The sequence below is a fragment of the Micromonospora sp. FIMYZ51 genome, assembly GCF_038246755.1.
Classification (GTDB): domain Bacteria; phylum Actinomycetota; class Actinomycetes; order Mycobacteriales; family Micromonosporaceae; genus Micromonospora.
In genome coordinates this window covers 1,475,155-1,489,887 of the sequence record NZ_CP134706.1, presented here as the reverse complement: position 1 = coordinate 1,489,887, position 14,733 = coordinate 1,475,155, and the positions used below count along the sequence as shown (strand labels likewise).

The 14,733-nt window shown below is 71.2% G+C and carries 13 protein-coding genes; 6 read left to right on the top strand and 7 right to left on the bottom strand.

The window, feature by feature from the left end; translation table 11 throughout:
- Positions 1–88: 88 nt before the first annotated feature.
- Positions 89–448 carry a hypothetical protein gene (locus tag QQG74_RS07000; protein ID WP_341719482.1) on the top strand — a complete coding sequence of 120 codons (360 nt, stop codon included), beginning with the start codon at positions 89–91 and terminating at the stop codon, positions 446–448.
- Positions 449–528: 80 nt separating this feature from the next.
- On the opposite strand, the gene serA is transcribed toward QQG74_RS07000, so the two are convergent.
- The 5 genes from serA to QQG74_RS06975 all read right to left on the bottom strand — a co-directional run bounded on the left by serA (position 529) and on the right by QQG74_RS06975 (position 8,642).
- Complete coding sequence (gene serA, locus QQG74_RS06995) at positions 529–2,127, bottom strand: phosphoglycerate dehydrogenase (protein WP_341719481.1); 1,599 nt, start codon at positions 2,125–2,127, stop codon at positions 529–531.
- A 341-nt stretch (positions 2,128–2,468) separates the two neighbouring features.
- Positions 2,469–3,482: a ketol-acid reductoisomerase gene (ilvC, locus tag QQG74_RS06990; protein WP_341719480.1), complete on the bottom strand. Its 1,014-nt coding sequence runs from the start codon at positions 3,480–3,482 to the stop codon at positions 2,469–2,471.
- 83 nt (positions 3,483–3,565) lie between these two features.
- A complete protein-coding gene (ilvN, locus tag QQG74_RS06985; protein WP_341719479.1) occupies positions 3,566–4,081 on the bottom strand; it encodes an acetolactate synthase small subunit in 516 nt (171 codons plus the stop codon).
- Between the two features lie 12 nt (positions 4,082–4,093).
- Positions 4,094–5,956: an acetolactate synthase large subunit gene (locus tag QQG74_RS06980; protein WP_341719478.1), complete on the bottom strand. Its 1,863-nt coding sequence runs from the start codon at positions 5,954–5,956 to the stop codon at positions 4,094–4,096.
- Positions 5,957–6,140: 184 nt separating this feature from the next.
- Complete coding sequence (locus QQG74_RS06975; protein ID WP_341719477.1) at positions 6,141–8,642, bottom strand: EAL domain-containing protein; 2,502 nt, start codon at positions 8,640–8,642, stop codon at positions 6,141–6,143.
- A gap of 110 nt (positions 8,643–8,752) precedes the next feature.
- Here QQG74_RS06975 and ilvD point away from each other — a divergent pair, with 110 nt between their 5' ends.
- The 5 genes from ilvD (at position 8,753) to QQG74_RS06950 (ending at position 13,786) form a co-directional block, all read left to right on the top strand.
- On the top strand, positions 8,753–10,600 hold the full coding sequence (gene ilvD, locus QQG74_RS06970; RefSeq protein WP_341719476.1) for a dihydroxy-acid dehydratase: 1,848 nt from the start codon (positions 8,753–8,755) through the stop codon (positions 10,598–10,600).
- 125 nt (positions 10,601–10,725) lie between these two features.
- On the top strand, positions 10,726–11,328 hold the full coding sequence (locus tag QQG74_RS06965; RefSeq protein ID WP_341719475.1) for a hypothetical protein: 603 nt from the start codon (positions 10,726–10,728) through the stop codon (positions 11,326–11,328).
- 259 nt (positions 11,329–11,587) lie between these two features.
- Positions 11,588–12,370 (top strand): YbaB/EbfC family nucleoid-associated protein, encoded by a 783-nt coding sequence (locus tag QQG74_RS06960; protein WP_341719474.1) that lies wholly within the window; start codon positions 11,588–11,590, stop codon positions 12,368–12,370.
- A gap of 292 nt (positions 12,371–12,662) precedes the next feature.
- Positions 12,663–12,995: a hypothetical protein gene (locus tag QQG74_RS06955; protein ID WP_341719473.1), complete on the top strand. Its 333-nt coding sequence runs from the start codon at positions 12,663–12,665 to the stop codon at positions 12,993–12,995.
- Complete coding sequence (locus tag QQG74_RS06950) at positions 12,992–13,786, top strand: hypothetical protein (protein WP_341719472.1); 795 nt, start codon at positions 12,992–12,994, stop codon at positions 13,784–13,786. The genes QQG74_RS06955 and QQG74_RS06950 overlap by 4 nt, the downstream gene beginning before the upstream one ends.
- An 80-nt stretch (positions 13,787–13,866) precedes the next feature.
- Here QQG74_RS06950 and QQG74_RS06945 read toward each other — a convergent pair whose 3' ends face one another.
- Together QQG74_RS06945 and QQG74_RS06940 are read right to left on the bottom strand one after the other, a co-directional pair.
- Positions 13,867–14,286: a VOC family protein gene (locus QQG74_RS06945; RefSeq protein WP_341719471.1), complete on the bottom strand. Its 420-nt coding sequence runs from the start codon at positions 14,284–14,286 to the stop codon at positions 13,867–13,869.
- 35 nt (positions 14,287–14,321) lie between these two features.
- Positions 14,322–14,726 (bottom strand): AraC family transcriptional regulator, encoded by a 405-nt coding sequence (locus tag QQG74_RS06940; protein WP_341719470.1) that lies wholly within the window; start codon positions 14,724–14,726, stop codon positions 14,322–14,324.
- Between the last annotated feature and the right edge of the window lie 7 nt (positions 14,727–14,733).

The following is a 14,733-nucleotide window of genomic DNA, read 5'->3' as shown; positions in this document are numbered from 1 at the left end:
CAGGACATCCCGGCACCGTTCCACCCTGGACCACCCGGCAGCCGGGGCGTTTTCGACAAGGGAAAGTGCGGATGGCACGCTGTCCGCCGTGAGTTTCGATCTGAGCGTGTGGGCCCTGGCGGACAGGGCGACGCCCGAGGACGTGCGAGCGGCGGTGCAGCGGTGCCGGCAGGGCCAGCACCTCCAGCGCCAACCGGACCCGCGACTGGTCGCCTTCTATCGGGCGATCACCGCCAGTTACCCCGAGCGCGCGGCGGGTCCGGGCAGCCCCTGGGCGGTCACGCCCCTGCACACGGCGGCCGACCACATCGAACTGAACCTGGATCCGGCCTGCGCCGATCAGGTGCTGCTCGACATCGAGCGGCTGGCCGGTGAGTGTCGGCTGATGCTCTTCGACGCCCAGGACGGTTCGGTCTATCCGCCGCCGGCAGCCCGCCTGCCCGGCTGAACCGCGCGGCAGCCCGCAGAGCCCCGCGCGACGACGAGGGGCCCGACCATGAGGTCGGGCCCCTACCGGTCGTGCGTGGACTACTCGTCGCGCAGGTCGGCCGCGCTGGCCGCGGTCGCGCCGATGGAGTCGGCGGCCGAGGTGAGCAGGTCCGCACCGAGCGCCTGGTCGACGGTGAGGGTCATCAGCGTCTCGCCGCCGGCCTCGCGCCGGGCCACCTGCATCGCCGCGATGTTGATGCCGGCCTCACCGAGCAGGGTGCCCACGGTGCCGACCACCCCCGGACGGTCGGCGTAGCGCAGGAAGAGCAGGATGCCCTCCGCGCCGATCTCCACGTCGAAGCCGTCCACCTCGGTCAGCTTGAGCAGGTCCCGGCTGCCGGCGTGGGTCACCGTGCCGGAGACGCTCACCGTGCGGCCGTCGGGCAGCGCGCCGCGTACGGTCACCAGGACCGGGTGCTCCACGGTCTCGGTCTGCGTGGTCAGCGTCACCTCGACCCCGCGCTGGGCGGCCAGGTGCGGCGCGTTGACGTAGGTCACCTGCTCCTCGACCACCGAGCTGAACAGCCCCTTGGTCGCGGCGAGCTTGAGCACCGAGACGTCGTGGTCGACGATCTCGCCCCGCACCTCGATGGTGACGCTTGCGGCGACGCCGCCGGCCAGCGCGGTGAAGGCGCGGCCGAGCTTCTCGGCCAGCGGCAGCAGCGGGCGGACGTCCTCGGCGACCACGCCACCGGCCTGCACGTTCACCGCGTCCGGCACGAATTCGCCCTGCAACGCCAGCTTCACGCTCTTCGCCACGGCCAGACCCGCCTTGTCCTGCGCCTCGGCGGTGGAGGCGCCCAGGTGCGGGGTGGCCACCACGTTGTCGAAGGCGAACAGCGGCGAGGAGGTGCAGGGCTCCTTGGCGTACACGTCCACCCCGGCACCGCCGACCCGGCCCTCGGCGAGCGCGTCGGCGAGGGCCTGCTCGTCGATCAGGCCGCCGCGCGCGGCGTTGACGATCCGTACGCCCGGCTTGACGATCGACAGTTCCTTCTCACCGATCAGGCCCACGGTCTCCGGGGTCTTCGGCAGGTGGATCGAGATGAAGTCGCTCTCCCGCAGCAGCTCCTCCAGCCCGACCAGGCGTACCCCGAGCTGCGCGGCCCGGGCCGGCTGGATGTACGGGTCGTACGCGATCAGCCGGGTGCCGAACGCGGCGATGCGCTGCGCGAACAGCACGCCGATGCGGCCGAGGCCGACCACGCCGACGGTCTTGCCCTGGATCTCGACGCCGGTGTACTTCGAGCGCTTCCACTCCCCCGCCTTGAGCGCGGCGCTGGCGCTTGCGGTGTTGCGGGCGACCGCGAGCAGCAGCGCGACCGCCTGCTCGGCGGCGGAGACGATGTTGGAGGTGGGGGCGTTGACGACCATGACACCCCGGGCGGTGGCGGCCGGCACCTCGACGTTGTCCAGACCCACACCAGCGCGGGCCACGACCTTCAGCCGCGGCGCGGCGGCGATCGCCTCGGCGTCGATCTGGGTGGCGCTACGGACGATGACGGCGTCGGCCTCGGACAGCGCGGAGAGCAGGGCCGGGCGGTCGGTGCCGTCGACGTGCCGGACGTCGAAGTCGTGGGCGAGCACCTCGATGGCGGCGGGGGCAAGTTCTTCGGCGATCAGTACGACAGGAGTCATTGGTCCTCGTAGACGCTGGTGTGCGAGCGGTCTGGAGCGCCGGAACGCCGCGCTGCGGCCGGCGCTGGTCCGTGCCATGTGCCGTCAGGTGCCAGCTGGCCAGCACCTATCAGGGATCGTAGGCGGCAGCCCGGGCAACGTGTCTCAGACCGTGGGGTGAGTGCCCTCACACGGGTCTGTCGCACGCCTGTCATGCCCCGTTCATCAGCGCACCGCGTGGCGAGGCCCACTACGGCCCGACGCCGGGCAGGCAGCCCAGCGGCACGCCGGGACATGACGGCGGCCCGTGACCCGCCGCCGGGGAGAGCGTCGGGGCACGGGCCGCCGGCCCGAAAAGCTGATCAGGCGGTCTCGGTGATCGGGCGGTCCACCCAGCTCATCATGCCGCGCAGCTTCGCACCGGTCTCCTCGATCGGGTGCGCCGCGCCCTCGGCCTGCCACTTGCGGAAGTTGGGCCGGCCGGCCTCGTCCTCAGCCACCCACTCGCGGGCGAACTCGCCGTTCTGGACCTCGGTGAGGATCTTGCGCATCTCCTCCTTGACCCGGCTGTCGACGACCCGCGGCCCCCGGGAGAGGTCGCCGTACTCGGCGGTGTCGGAGACGCTGTAGCGCATCCGGGCGATGCCGCCCTCGTACATCAGGTCCACGATGAGCTTCAGCTCGTGCAGGCACTCGAAGTAGGCCACCTCGGGGGCGTAGCCGGCCTCGGTGAGCACCTCGAAGCCGGTCTGCACCAGGGCCGCCGCGCCGCCGCAGAGCACCGCCTGCTCGCCGAAGAGATCCGTCTCGGTCTCCTCCTTGAACGTGGTCTTGATGACACCCGCGCGGGTACCACCGATGCCCTTGGCGTACGACAGGGCCAGCGCCAGGGCGTTGCCGCTGCCGTCCTGCTCGACGGCGACCAGGCAGGGCACGCCCTTGCCGTCGACGTACTGCCGGCGGACCAGGTGGCCGGGGCCCTTCGGGGCGACCATCGCCACATCCACGTCGGCCGGCGGCTTGATCAGCCCGTACCGGATGTTGAAACCGTGCCCGAAGAAGATCGCCTTGCCCGCGCTGAGGTTCGGTGCGATCGACTCGGCGTAGATGTGGCGCTGCGCGGTGTCCGGCGCGAGGATCATGATCACGTCGGCCTCGGCCGCCGCCTCGGCCGGGGTGAGCACCCGCAGGCCCTGCTCCTCGGCCTTCGGCCGGCTCTTCGAGCCCTCCGGCAGACCGATCACCACGTCGACCCCCGAGTCGCGCAGCGACAGCGCGTGGGCGTGGCCCTGGCTGCCGTACCCGATCACGGCGACCTTCTTCGCCTGGATCAGGCTCAGGTCGGCGTCGTCGTCGTAGTACACCTCAACGCTCATGACTTCCCTTTCGTACGGCGGCCGGTGCGGCCCGTCGTGGTCGTGGTTCCGCCCGGCCCGCAGGCCGACCGGCGCGGTCTGGGTCAGGCGGCCCGCAGGGCCGGACCGGCGGTGATCGCACGCGAGCCGCGCCCGATCGCCACCAGGCCCGACTGGACCATTTCCTTGATGCCGAAGGGCTCAAGGTCGCGCAGCAGCGCGTCGAGCTTGTCGGCGGTGCCGGTGGCCTCGATGGTGAGGGTGTCCGGGGCCACGTCGACCACCCGGGCCCGGAACAGGTTGACCGTCTCCAGCACCTGGCTCCGGGCGTTGCGGTCGGCACGCACCTTCACCAGCAGCAACTCCCGGGCCACCGAGGTCGACGCATCCAGCTCGACGATCTTGAGTACGTTGACCAGCTTGTTGAGCTGCTTGGTGACCTGCTCCAGCGGGGAGGACTCGGCGTTGACCACGATCGTGATCCGCGAGACGTCCGGGTTCTCCGTCTCGCCCACCGCGAGACTGTCGATGTTGAAGCCGCGCCGGGAGAACAGCCCGGAGACCCGGGCCAGTACGCCCGGCTTGTTCTCCACCAGCACGGAGAGGGTGTGCATCGTCACGGCTGTGCCTTCCTAGATGTCGTCTTCGTCGAAGACCGGGCGGACGCCACGGGCGAACATGATCTCGTCGTTGCTGGTGCCGGCGGCGACCATCGGCCAGACCATGGCGTCCTTGCCGACCACGAAGTCGATGACCACCGGCGCGTCGTTTATCGACATCGCCGCCTCGATCGTCTTGTCCACGTCCTCGGCGGTCTCGCAGCGCAGCCCGACGCAGCCGAGCGCCTCGGCGAGCTTGACGAAGTCCGGGATCCGGTGCTTGTGGGTGCCGAGATCGGTGTTGGAGTAACGCTCGCCGTAGAACAGCGTCTGCCACTGGCGGACCATGCCGAGATTGCCGTTGTTGATCACGGCGATCTTGACCGGGATGCCCTCCAGGGCACAGGTGGCCAACTCCTGGTTGGTCATCTGGAAGCAGCCGTCGCCGTCGATCGCCCAGACCACCGTGTCGGGCTTGCCGACCTTGGCGCCCATCGCCGCCGGCACCGCGTAGCCCATGGTGCCGAGGCCACCGGAGTTGAGCCAGGTCTGCGGCTTCTCGTACGAGATGAACTGGGAGGCCCACATCTGATGCTGGCCGACGCCGGCCACGTAGATCGCGTCCGGTCCGGCGATCTCCCCCAGCCGCTTGATCACGTACTGCGGAGAGAGGGTGCCGTCGGAGGGCTCCTCGTAGCCCAGCGGGTACCGCTCGCGCAGGTCGTCGAGCTGCGTCCACCAGTCGGCGAGGTCGGGCGTACGCCCGGCCGTCCGCTCGGCGGTGACCGCCGCGAGCAGTTCGTCGATCACGTGCCGGGCATCGCCGACGATCGGCACGTCCGCGTGCCGGTTCTTGCCGATCTCGGCCGGGTCGATGTCGGCGTGCACCACCGTGGCGTCCGGGGCGAAGGAGTCCAGCTTGCCGGTGACCCGGTCGTCGAACCGGGCGCCGAGCGCCACGATCAGGTCGGCCTTCTGGAGGCCGTAGACCGCGGCGACGGTGCCGTGCATGCCCGGCATGCCCAGGTGCTGCCGGTGCGAGTCGGGGAACGCGCCGAGGGCCATCAGCGTGGTGACCACCGGGATGCCGGTCAGCTCGGCCAACCGCCGCAGGCCCTCGGTGGCACCGGCCTTGAGCACGCCGCCGCCGACGTAGAGCACCGGACGCCGGGCGCCGGTCATCAGCCGCGCCGCTTCCCGGATCTGCTTGCCGTGCGGGTGCAGGGTGGGCCGGTAACCGGGCAGGTCCAGGGTGGGCGGCCAGGCGAACGCGGTGGACGCCTGAAGGACGTCCTTGGGGATGTCCACCAGCACCGGGCCGGGCCGACCGGTCGCGGCCAGGTGGAACGCCTCGGCCAGCACGCGCGGGATCTCGCTGGCGTCCTGCACCAAGAAGTTGTGCTTGGTGATCGGCAGCGTGATGCCCTGGATGTCCGCCTCCTGGAAGGCGTCCGTGCCGATCGCCGGACGGGCCACCTGGCCGGTGATCGCCACCAGCGGCACCGAGTCCATGTACGCGTCGGCGATCGGGGTGACCAGGTTCGTCGCGCCCGGTCCGGAGGTGGCGATGCACACCCCGACCCGGCCGGTGGCCTGCGCGTAGCCGGTGGCGGCGTGGCCGGCGCCCTGCTCGTGCCGGACCAGGATGTGCCGGACGGTCGAGTCGTAGAGCGGGTCGTACGCCGGCAGGATCGCGCCACCCGGGATGCCGAAGACGACGTCGACGCCGAGCGCCTCCAGCGAGCGCACCAGCGAGCCGGCACCCGAGACCTGGGCCGGGGCGGAGCGTACCGGCGTGGCGGCGGGGCGGACGGATTCGGTGTCGCCCGGGGCCTCGACGGCGGTACGGGCGCGCCGGGCGGAGTGGGCGAGGGTCTCTGGCGTGGGTCTCGTCATGACGTTGGCCTTCGGCTGGAGTTGGTGGGGCTGCTCAGACTGTGGAACGCGGGCGAGGCCAGCGTTCGATGGGTTCGACGGCAAGAAAAAGGCCCACGTGCCAGATGCACGGGGCCAGCGCACTCTCAGGCGAGGAGAGTGCGCTCAGATAAGTACTCGCAGCGACCGGTACGACGACATGGGCTCAAGACTGACGCATCTCACGCGATGAGTCAACTGATCCCATATTTTGGTCCACGGAGTTCGGCGTGGCATGCCCCGGCACGCCGGCCACACCCGGCGTGACCTGCTCGGCGACCCCCTCGCCGGGGCGTTGACCGGGCGGTTGGCGGCCGGCCGCACGCTCCCCCGACACCGGCCGACTCGGCGCGCCGGCGGCCAGCACCGGGCGGCTCGGTGGGCCGGCCGCTGCCGGCACCGGGCGGCTCGGTGGGCCGGCCGCTGCCGGCACCGGGCGGCTCGGTCGGGCGCCCGGTGAGGTGGCCGCCTCCAGCATCGCCTCCAGGTGCTCGGCCGGTACGCCCCAGCCGAACAGCGCACCCTGGCCGAAACGGCAGCCGGCGGCCACCACCGCGGCCAGCTCCGTGGGGGTGGTCACCCCCTCGGCGATGACCTCCAGGCCGAACTGGTGCCCCAACCGCATGACGATGTCGACCATCGGCGCGAAGGCCGGACCGTCGCGGCCGACCGGCCGTACCGGCTCGTGCTCGGCCACCAGCCCGTGGTCGATCTTGAGGATGTCGATCGGCAGCCGGCGAAGCTGCCCCAGCGAGGAGTAGCCGGCGCCGAAATCGTCAAGGGCGATCCGTACGCCGGTCAGCCGCAACGCGGTGAGTCGCCGGATCAGCTCGTCCAGGTCGGTGGCGACCGCGTGCTCGGTGACCTCAAGCACCAACCGCTGCGGCGGGACGTGGTGGGCGCGCAGCGCCTCGGCGACCTGGACCACGTACTCGGGTGCGTGCAGCTCCCGTGGGGAGACGTTCACCGACACCCAGACGTCGTGCCCCTCGGCCAGCCAGCGGGACAGCTGGTGACAGGCCTGGTGCAGCACCCAGGCACCGAGTGTGGAGATCATCCCGCACTCCTCGGCCAGCGGGATGAACTCGTCCGGGCGGACGTTGCCCAGCTCCGGGTGGCGCCAGCGGAGCAGCGCCTCGGCACCGACCGGACGGACCGAGGGCAGGGAGGCCACCGGCTGGAAGACCAGCCGTAGCTCGTCGCGCTCGATCGCGCCGCGCAGCTCGTGCTCCAGCGTGGTACGCCGACGCAGCAGCTGGTCGTAGGCACCGTCGTAGCGCTCGATCCGGTTCTTGCCGCGCTGCTTGGCGTAGCGCAGCGCGAGATCCGCGTGCCGCAGCAGCAGCTCGACGTCGGGCGCGTCGGTCCAGCCGGCCAGTCCGATGCTCACCGAGAGGAACACCGCCCCCTCTGGCTGCTCGTAGCCGCCGCCGAGCACGCCCAGCAGCCGCTCGGCGACTGCCCCCGCCTCGGTGGGGCCACCGTGCATGAGCACCGCGAACTCGTCCCCACCGAGCCGGGCGGCCAGGTCACCGGGGCGCAGGTTGCCGCGCAGTCGTCGGCCGACCTCGGCCAGCACCGCGTCGCCGACGTCGTGGCCGCGCATGTCGTTCACGTGCTTGAAGCCGTCGAGGTCGAGACTGAGCAGGACGCAGGGGCCGCCCGCCTCGACGCACCGGTGCAGCGCCCGCAGCAGCCCGCGCCGGTTGGCCAGGCCGGTGAGCGCGTCGGTGTGCGCGAGCTGGCGGAAGTGCGCCTCCCGCTCGGCGAGCCGCCGGGCGTAGGCCCGCGCCTCGTGCAGGGTGAGGTACTGCCGGGCCACCAGGGCGAAGCCCTGCACGCTGCTAGCGAGGACACCGAGCGCGTCGAACCGGCCGTCCTGGAGCAGGTGGTAGATCGCCGAGCCGACCATCGCGGCCATCGGGATCACCGCGTACTCGCCGTCGTGCCGGATCACGTCGATGGCAACCTGGCCGGGCGGGTCGATCCGGTGCACGGCCAGCGCGGCGATCAGCAGCCCGCTGGCGAGCGCGACCGCGCTGACCGAGGTGACCACCGGACCGGCCTGGCAGAGGCCGGCAGCCAGGCAGAGGCCGCCGCAGGTGGCCACGGTGATGCCGGCGGCCAGCACGGCGAGGCCGCGCCGGGGCGCCGAGACCCGGAAGACCATGATCGCGGCGAGGCCGGTGCTGGAGGCCGCGCTCACCGAGGCGATCAGGATCGCCGGGCAGGACGTCGGGGTGGCGTCGCCGAGCAGCCGGGTCGGCTCGGTGAAGAGCACCCAGCCGACGAACCACAGCGCCGTGCCCACGATCAGGCCGTCCAGGGCGAGCCGGGCGACCGAGCCCGCCGAGCCGGCCACCCCGGGCATCCGCAGCAGACCGAGGCAGAAGAGCAGGCCGCTTACTGCCGTGCCGAGCGCGACCACGCTCGGCCAGCCGACGTCCTGGGCCGGCTCGTGCGGCCAGTGCCCGCCCCGGTTCAGCGCCACGACCAGCGCGCAGAGCAGGGTGAGCAGGGCGACCGCGGCGGCGACGGCGAGCAGCGCGTACGCCTGCCGGTGAGGTCCGGCCCGGCGCCGGGCCGCGACGGCCAGCAGCCCGCCGGCCACGAGCGCCACCAGCGCGCTCAGCGCAGCGGCGCCGATCAGGCCCGGGGGTGTGTGCACCCCCACAACTTTGCCGGATGAGCGCACGCCATGGGAGTCGGGTGTGCAACTGGTGGGACACGGCCGGCAGCCCTGTCCGGTACGGCTTTGTCGGTGCCAGACTGGTAGGCATGCCTGAGCTGCGGTCGAAGACCTCCACGCACGGTCGGACGATGGCCGGTGCCCGGGCCCTGTGGCGGGCCACCGGGATGACCGACGACGATTTCGGCAAGCCGATCGTCGCCATCGCGAACAGTTTCACCCAGTTCGTCCCAGGTCACGTACACCTCAAGGACATGGGTGGCCTGGTCGCCGACGCGGTCGCCGAGGCCGGCGGGGTGGGCCGCGAGTTCAACACCATCGCGGTCGACGACGGCATCGCCATGGGCCACGGCGGCATGCTCTACTCCCTGCCCAGCCGGGAGTTGATCGCCGACGCGGTGGAGTACATGGTCAACGCGCACTGCGCGGACGCCCTGGTCTGCATCTCCAACTGCGACAAGATCACTCCGGGCATGCTGCTCGCCGCGCTGCGGCTCAACATCCCGACCGTCTTCGTCTCCGGCGGCCCGATGGAGGCCGGCAAGACGGTGGCGATCGAGGGCGTCGTGCACTCCAAGATCGACTTGATCGACGCGATGATCGCCTCCTCGAACGAGGCGGTCACCGACGACCAGCTCGACGCGATCGAGCGTTCCGCCTGCCCGACCTGCGGTTCCTGCTCGGGCATGTTCACCGCGAACTCGATGAACTGCCTCACCGAGGCGATCGGGCTGGCGCTGCCGGGCAACGGCTCGACGCTTGCCACCCACGCCGCCCGCCGGCAGCTCTTCGTCGAGGCCGGCCGCACCGCCGTGGAGATCGCCAAGCGGTGGTACGACCAGGACGACGCCTCCGTACTACCCCGGATGGTGGCCTCCCGGGCCGCGTTCGAGAACGCCGTCGCCCTGGACGTGGCGATGGGCGGCTCGACAAACACGATCCTGCACCTGCTGGCCGCCGCCCGCGAGGCCGAACTGGACTTCACCGTCGCCGACATCGACGAGATCTCCCGCCGGGTGCCCTGCCTGGCCAAGGTCGCCCCGAACTCGCCGCAGTACCACATGGAGGACGTGCACCGGGCCGGTGGCATCCCGGCCATCCTCGGTGAACTGGATCGCGCCGGCCTGCTGCGGCGGGACGTGCACGCGGTGCACGCCCCCTCGCTGGAGCGCTGGCTGGCCGACTGGGACATCCGCGGCGGCTCGGCCAACGCCGAGGCGATCGAGCTGTTCCACGCAGCGCCGGGCGGAGTGCGCACCACCGAGCCGTTCTCCACCACCAACCGGTGGTCCACGCTGGACACCGACGCGGCCGGGGGCTGCGTGCGCGACCGGGAGCACGCGTACACCGCCGACGGTGGGCTGGCCATCCTCTACGGCAACCTCGCCCCCGAAGGCTGCGTGGTGAAGACCGCCGGGGTGCCCGAGGAGTGCCTGACCTTCCGTGGGCCGGCAAAGGTCTACGAGTCCCAGGATGACGCGGTCGCCGCCATCCTGGCCAAGGAGATCGTCGCCGGGGACGTGGTGGTGATCCGCTACGAGGGCCCGAAGGGCGGCCCCGGCATGCAGGAGATGCTCTACCCCACCTCGTTCCTCAAGGGCCGGGGGCTGGGTCGGGCCTGCGCACTGCTCACCGACGGCCGGTTCTCCGGCGGCACCTCGGGGCTGTCCATCGGGCACGCCTCCCCCGAGGCCGCCTCCGGCGGGCTGATCGCGCTTGTCGAGCCGGGCGACGAGATCGTCATCGACATCCCGACCCGCTCCATCGAGCTGAACGTCCCGGCCGACGTCCTCGACGCCCGCCGGGTCGCCCAGGAGAAGCGGGACCGTCCCTACACCCCCGTCGACCGGCAACGCCCGGTCTCCGCCGCGCTGCGCGCGTACGCCTCGATGGCCACCTCCGCCAGCGACGGCGCCTACCGCCGCGTACCCGAGTGAAAGGAAGGGCCCCCTGTTAACGCCTCGTGCATAGCAAGGGCCCCTTGTTAACAACCGCACTCGCCGTTGCGCTGTCCCACGAACCGGGGCAGCGCAACGGCGCTCGCAGTTGGCATGATCAGCGAGTGAGCACCGACAACCGGCACCTGCGACTGTGGTACGGCTTCCGGCACACCCGGGCGGGTCGGCTGACGACAGTGCTGCTCCTCGGGCTGCCGGCGGTGGGCTTCGCCGCCTGCCTCGGCACCGTGCTCTCGTGGGTCACCATCACGCTGCTCGATGTGGCCGACATCGGCAGCGCCGACGCGGTGGGTCCGTTGCTGTACGGCATCCCCGGGCTGTTCGTCGCCGCCATGGCCGGATGGTGGGTGTGGAGCCTGCTCGCCGTGCTGCGCACGGCCGCCTGGCTGGACGGTACGCGACTCACCGTGCAACGGGTCCGGCCGCGCACCGTCGACCTGGTCACCGCGAACAGCATCGGGCTGCGGCCCACCAACCGCCGGTTCAAGGCACCGCCGCCCGGCGTGACCGACGACCGCGTCCCCGAGCTGCTGGTCGCCGGGCCGGACGGGAGCGTACGCCTTCCGCTGCTGGTCGACACCGGTACGCTGCCGCCCCGCTCCCAGCTGGTCGCGCTCGCCGAGATGCTCGCCACGATCCAGCGGCCCGGAGCCGCCGAGGTGGCGCAGGAACTGCACGCCCTGGCGAACCGGGCCCCCTGGGGCTGACCAAGAACGCAGCCGCGACCAGCAGGCTGACCAAGAACGCGGCCCGCGACCAGCAGGCGGTCACGACGCAGCCGCGACCAGCAGGCTGACCATGAACGCAGCCCGCGACCAGCGCACGGTCACCACGCGGCCCGCGACCAGCGGGAGGGCTGCGGCCCGCGCCAGCGGGCTGCTCACGTTTGCCGATGGACGGGGGTCGACGGGTCAACGGAAAGGCCGAGGACCTGCTATTTTCGGCCGCACGAAACGGGGGACGGTAATGGCTGTCGAAAGTGAACTACGCGCTATGCGCGTCGCCGCCGAGCAGGCGGCCTGGCAGGTGGACCCGTCGGACCTCATCGGTGTGGGTCACGACGAGTCCCACGCCGTACGCGTCGAGGTCGACCACAGCGACCGGGTCACCAAGCTGGAAATCGCGCCACGGTGGTCGTCGATGGTGGGCGACGGCCTGGCGCCTGCGGTGCTCACGGCGATCCAGGCGGCGGTCGAGGACCGACGCGCGGCGTGGGTCCGTCGGGTCGAGGAACGCGCCGATACGCCGGCACCCAACCCGGCAAGCGGTCCGGCGTCCACGTTCAGCGGTGGGCAGCTGCTTCCGACGGGCAGCGGCCGGGCAACGGCCACGGCCAGCGGATTGGGGCCGCAACGGTTCGAGTTCGCCCCGGCGCCGGATGCCGCCGGCCAGTTGGAGGTCATGCAACAGCTGGTCCAGCAGCTCCGGCAGACCCGCGACGAGCTGCGGCGCTACCAGGAGAACCTGCGCGATCAGCAGCAGCAGGAGATCGTCGGCCGGTCCGGGGACCACGTCACGGTACGGCTCACCGGTGGGCAGATCACCGACGTCGAGTTCAGCCAGCGTTGGCTTCGGCAGCAGCCCGGGAGTCAGGTCCTCGCCACCGAGACGCTGCACGCCTGCCGCGCCGCCTATCAGGCCGCCGCCGAGCGTACCGCCGAGATGATGGCGGCGTTCCCGGCGATCACGGCGCTCCAGCCGTCCGGTGACCCGACGGCCCTGTTGCGCCGCCTCGGCCTGCTGACCTGACCCGCCGCACTCAACCTCAGCCGGCCGCACTCAACCCGGCCAGCCACACCGACCTCAGCCGGCCGCACCCGACCTGAGCCGGCCGCACTCGACCCGGCCAGCCACACCGACCTCGGCCAGCCACACCGACCTCGGCCAGCCACACCGACCTCGGCCAGCCGCACCCAACCTCGGCCAGCCACACCGGCCCCGGCCGTCCGAGCCAGCCCCTTGGCTGGCGGCTCCAACCGCTTACCGGCCGCGCCGCTGCCGGCCGGCCCGAGCCCATCCCTGAAGATTTGGAAGGAGAGCTGTGACCACACCGGACAGTGACGTGGTCGAAGTCGCGTTGGAGGCGCTCGCCACGGATGCTCGCGCCTGGCGCGGGTCGGCCCAGGTCCTGCACAAAGCCGGCCAGGCCGCTAACTCCTACTCGCTCACCAACTTCCACATGGGTTACCTGGCCGGCCTGGTCGATGTGACCAACAAGTACGCAGAGGTGCAGGCCCTGGCGGTACGACTGCTCGGCGAGGGCACGGCGGCGATGTGTGAGTTCGCCGACGTCCTGGACAAGGTGGCCGAGGACTACCTGGCCACGGACACCGCTTCGGCCGGCACGTTCGTGACGATCGAGGGGCCCCGATGACCGCGCCGGGTGCCAGCGCCTTCGAGGCCGCTTTCGAGGAGAAGCTGACCGAGATCAACGAGCTTCTCGATGAGATCCAGCAGCTCATCAACGCGGTCGCCGTCGAACTCAACAACACCATGCGCCGGCTTCCGTCGCCGGTGTGCTGGGCCATCAGCAGATCGTGGGACTTCTTCCTGCCGCAGGCGAACAAGTACTTCGACCGGATGCAGGAATTCATCGGTGCCCCGGGTTATCCGCCCGCGCTGTTCCGGCTCGGTGACTACTGGGATCTGCACGTGGGCACTCCGGTCAGCGGAGAGCAGCAGGTCGTCTCGGCCTTCGGCATGAAGGCCGACGACAAGTGGACCGGCTCGGCCGCGTCGGCCTACAAGGACTCGGCCGAGGCCCAGGCCCGGGCGGTCGGGACGATCAAACCGCTGGCGGAACGCATCCAGAACGTCCTCAACGATCTGGCCTGGGGCATCATCGCGTTCTGGGCGGCGCTGATCGTCGCTGCGGGGACGTTCGTGGTGGGCATGGCGGGAGCCCTCGGCCTGGCCGCCTCGGTCTTCGGCGCGCCCGCCGCTCCGATTGACGCGGGTGCCACGGTCGCCACCGTTGTGGGGTTGCTGGGCGCCGCCGTGCTGGCCTACGTCGCCTATGCGGAAAAGATCCAGGGCAGCATGTCCACCATGCAGCAGGCGCTCAACGACAACGGCGGGCTTGTCGTGCAGGGCGGCCAGGGTTCCTGGCCGCGTGTGGACGGCAGCACCTACGACGGTACGGGCCGCTGGCGGGTCAACTACTGACCCAGCTCACCGCTTGTCGACCTGCCCGGCGCACCTTACCTCTCGGCCGGTGCGCCGGGCCCGGCGCAGGGGGTGGCCGCTCAGCCCTGCTCGAACATCTGGCCGATCCGGATCCGGTTGCCGAACGGGTCGCGGATGCCGAAGTCGATTCCGTACGGCCGTTCCATCGGCTCGTCGGTGATGTCCACCCCCTTGGCGACCAGGTCCTCGTACGTCTTCTGGGCGTTGTCGGTGGTCATGAAGAGGAAGCCGCCCGCGGCGCCCTTGGTGAGCAGTTCGCGGACCTGTTCGGCGGTGGCCGGGTCGAGGTTGGGCGGGCTCGGCTTCTCCAGCAGGATCTCGCGCTTCGGATCGCCGGGCACGTTCACCGTGAGCCAGCGCATGAAGCCGAGATCCTGGTCCGTGTTCAACTCCAGACCGAGCTTGCCGATATAGAAGTCGAGCGCCTCGTCCTGGTCGAGGACGTAGATCTGAGAGCGGCTGATCGCGTTCATCGTCATGCCGGGAACGCTAGTTCAGCGCTCTGACCTGCTGCTTATCCAAAACTGCTCGGTCTGGTCCAGGACTTGGTGAAGCAGCCCGGTACCGGCGCGCCGGGCATCGTCCGCCCCTTGCGGTAGTCGCTTGGCGACTCGCCGACGATCTGCCGGAAGGTACGACTGAAGGTGCCGAGACTGCCGAACCCGACCGCGTGGCAGATGTCCGTCACGTCCTGCTCGGTGTGCAGCAGCAGGTACATGGCCCGCTCCACCCGACGCCGTTGCAGATAGCGGTGCGGAGTCTCGCCGAAGGTCGCCCGGAAGGTACGGATGAAGTGCGCCGGGGAGACGTGCGCGATCCGCGCCAGCGTCGGGATGTCGAGCGGGTCCGCGTACGCCCGGTCCATCGCGTCCCGGGCCCGCAGCATCGCCCGGTTCGTCTCCTCGACCGCCCTGCTCACCCCGTCC

What these genes read in the sequence shown, in the direction of transcription:
- ilvC (WP_341719480.1), bottom strand. Translation starts at nt 3,482, where the DNA reads ATGAGCGTTGAGGTGTACTACGACGACGACGCCGACCTGAGCCTGATC.
- QQG74_RS06980 (WP_341719478.1), bottom strand. Translation starts at nt 5,956, where the DNA reads ATGACGAGACCCACGCCAGAGACCCTCGCCCACTCCGCCCGGCGCGCC.
- ilvD (WP_341719476.1), top strand. Translation starts at nt 8,753, where the DNA reads ATGCCTGAGCTGCGGTCGAAGACCTCCACGCACGGTCGGACGATGGCC.
- QQG74_RS06945 (WP_341719471.1), bottom strand. Translation starts at nt 14,286, where the DNA reads ATGACGATGAACGCGATCAGCCGCTCTCAGATCTACGTCCTCGACCAG.
- QQG74_RS06960 (WP_341719474.1), top strand. Translation starts at nt 11,588, where the DNA reads ATGGCTGTCGAAAGTGAACTACGCGCTATGCGCGTCGCCGCCGAGCAG.
- QQG74_RS06950 (WP_341719472.1), top strand. Translation starts at nt 12,992, where the DNA reads ATGACCGCGCCGGGTGCCAGCGCCTTCGAGGCCGCTTTCGAGGAGAAG.
- serA (WP_341719481.1), bottom strand. Translation starts at nt 2,127, where the DNA reads ATGACTCCTGTCGTACTGATCGCCGAAGAACTTGCCCCCGCCGCCATC.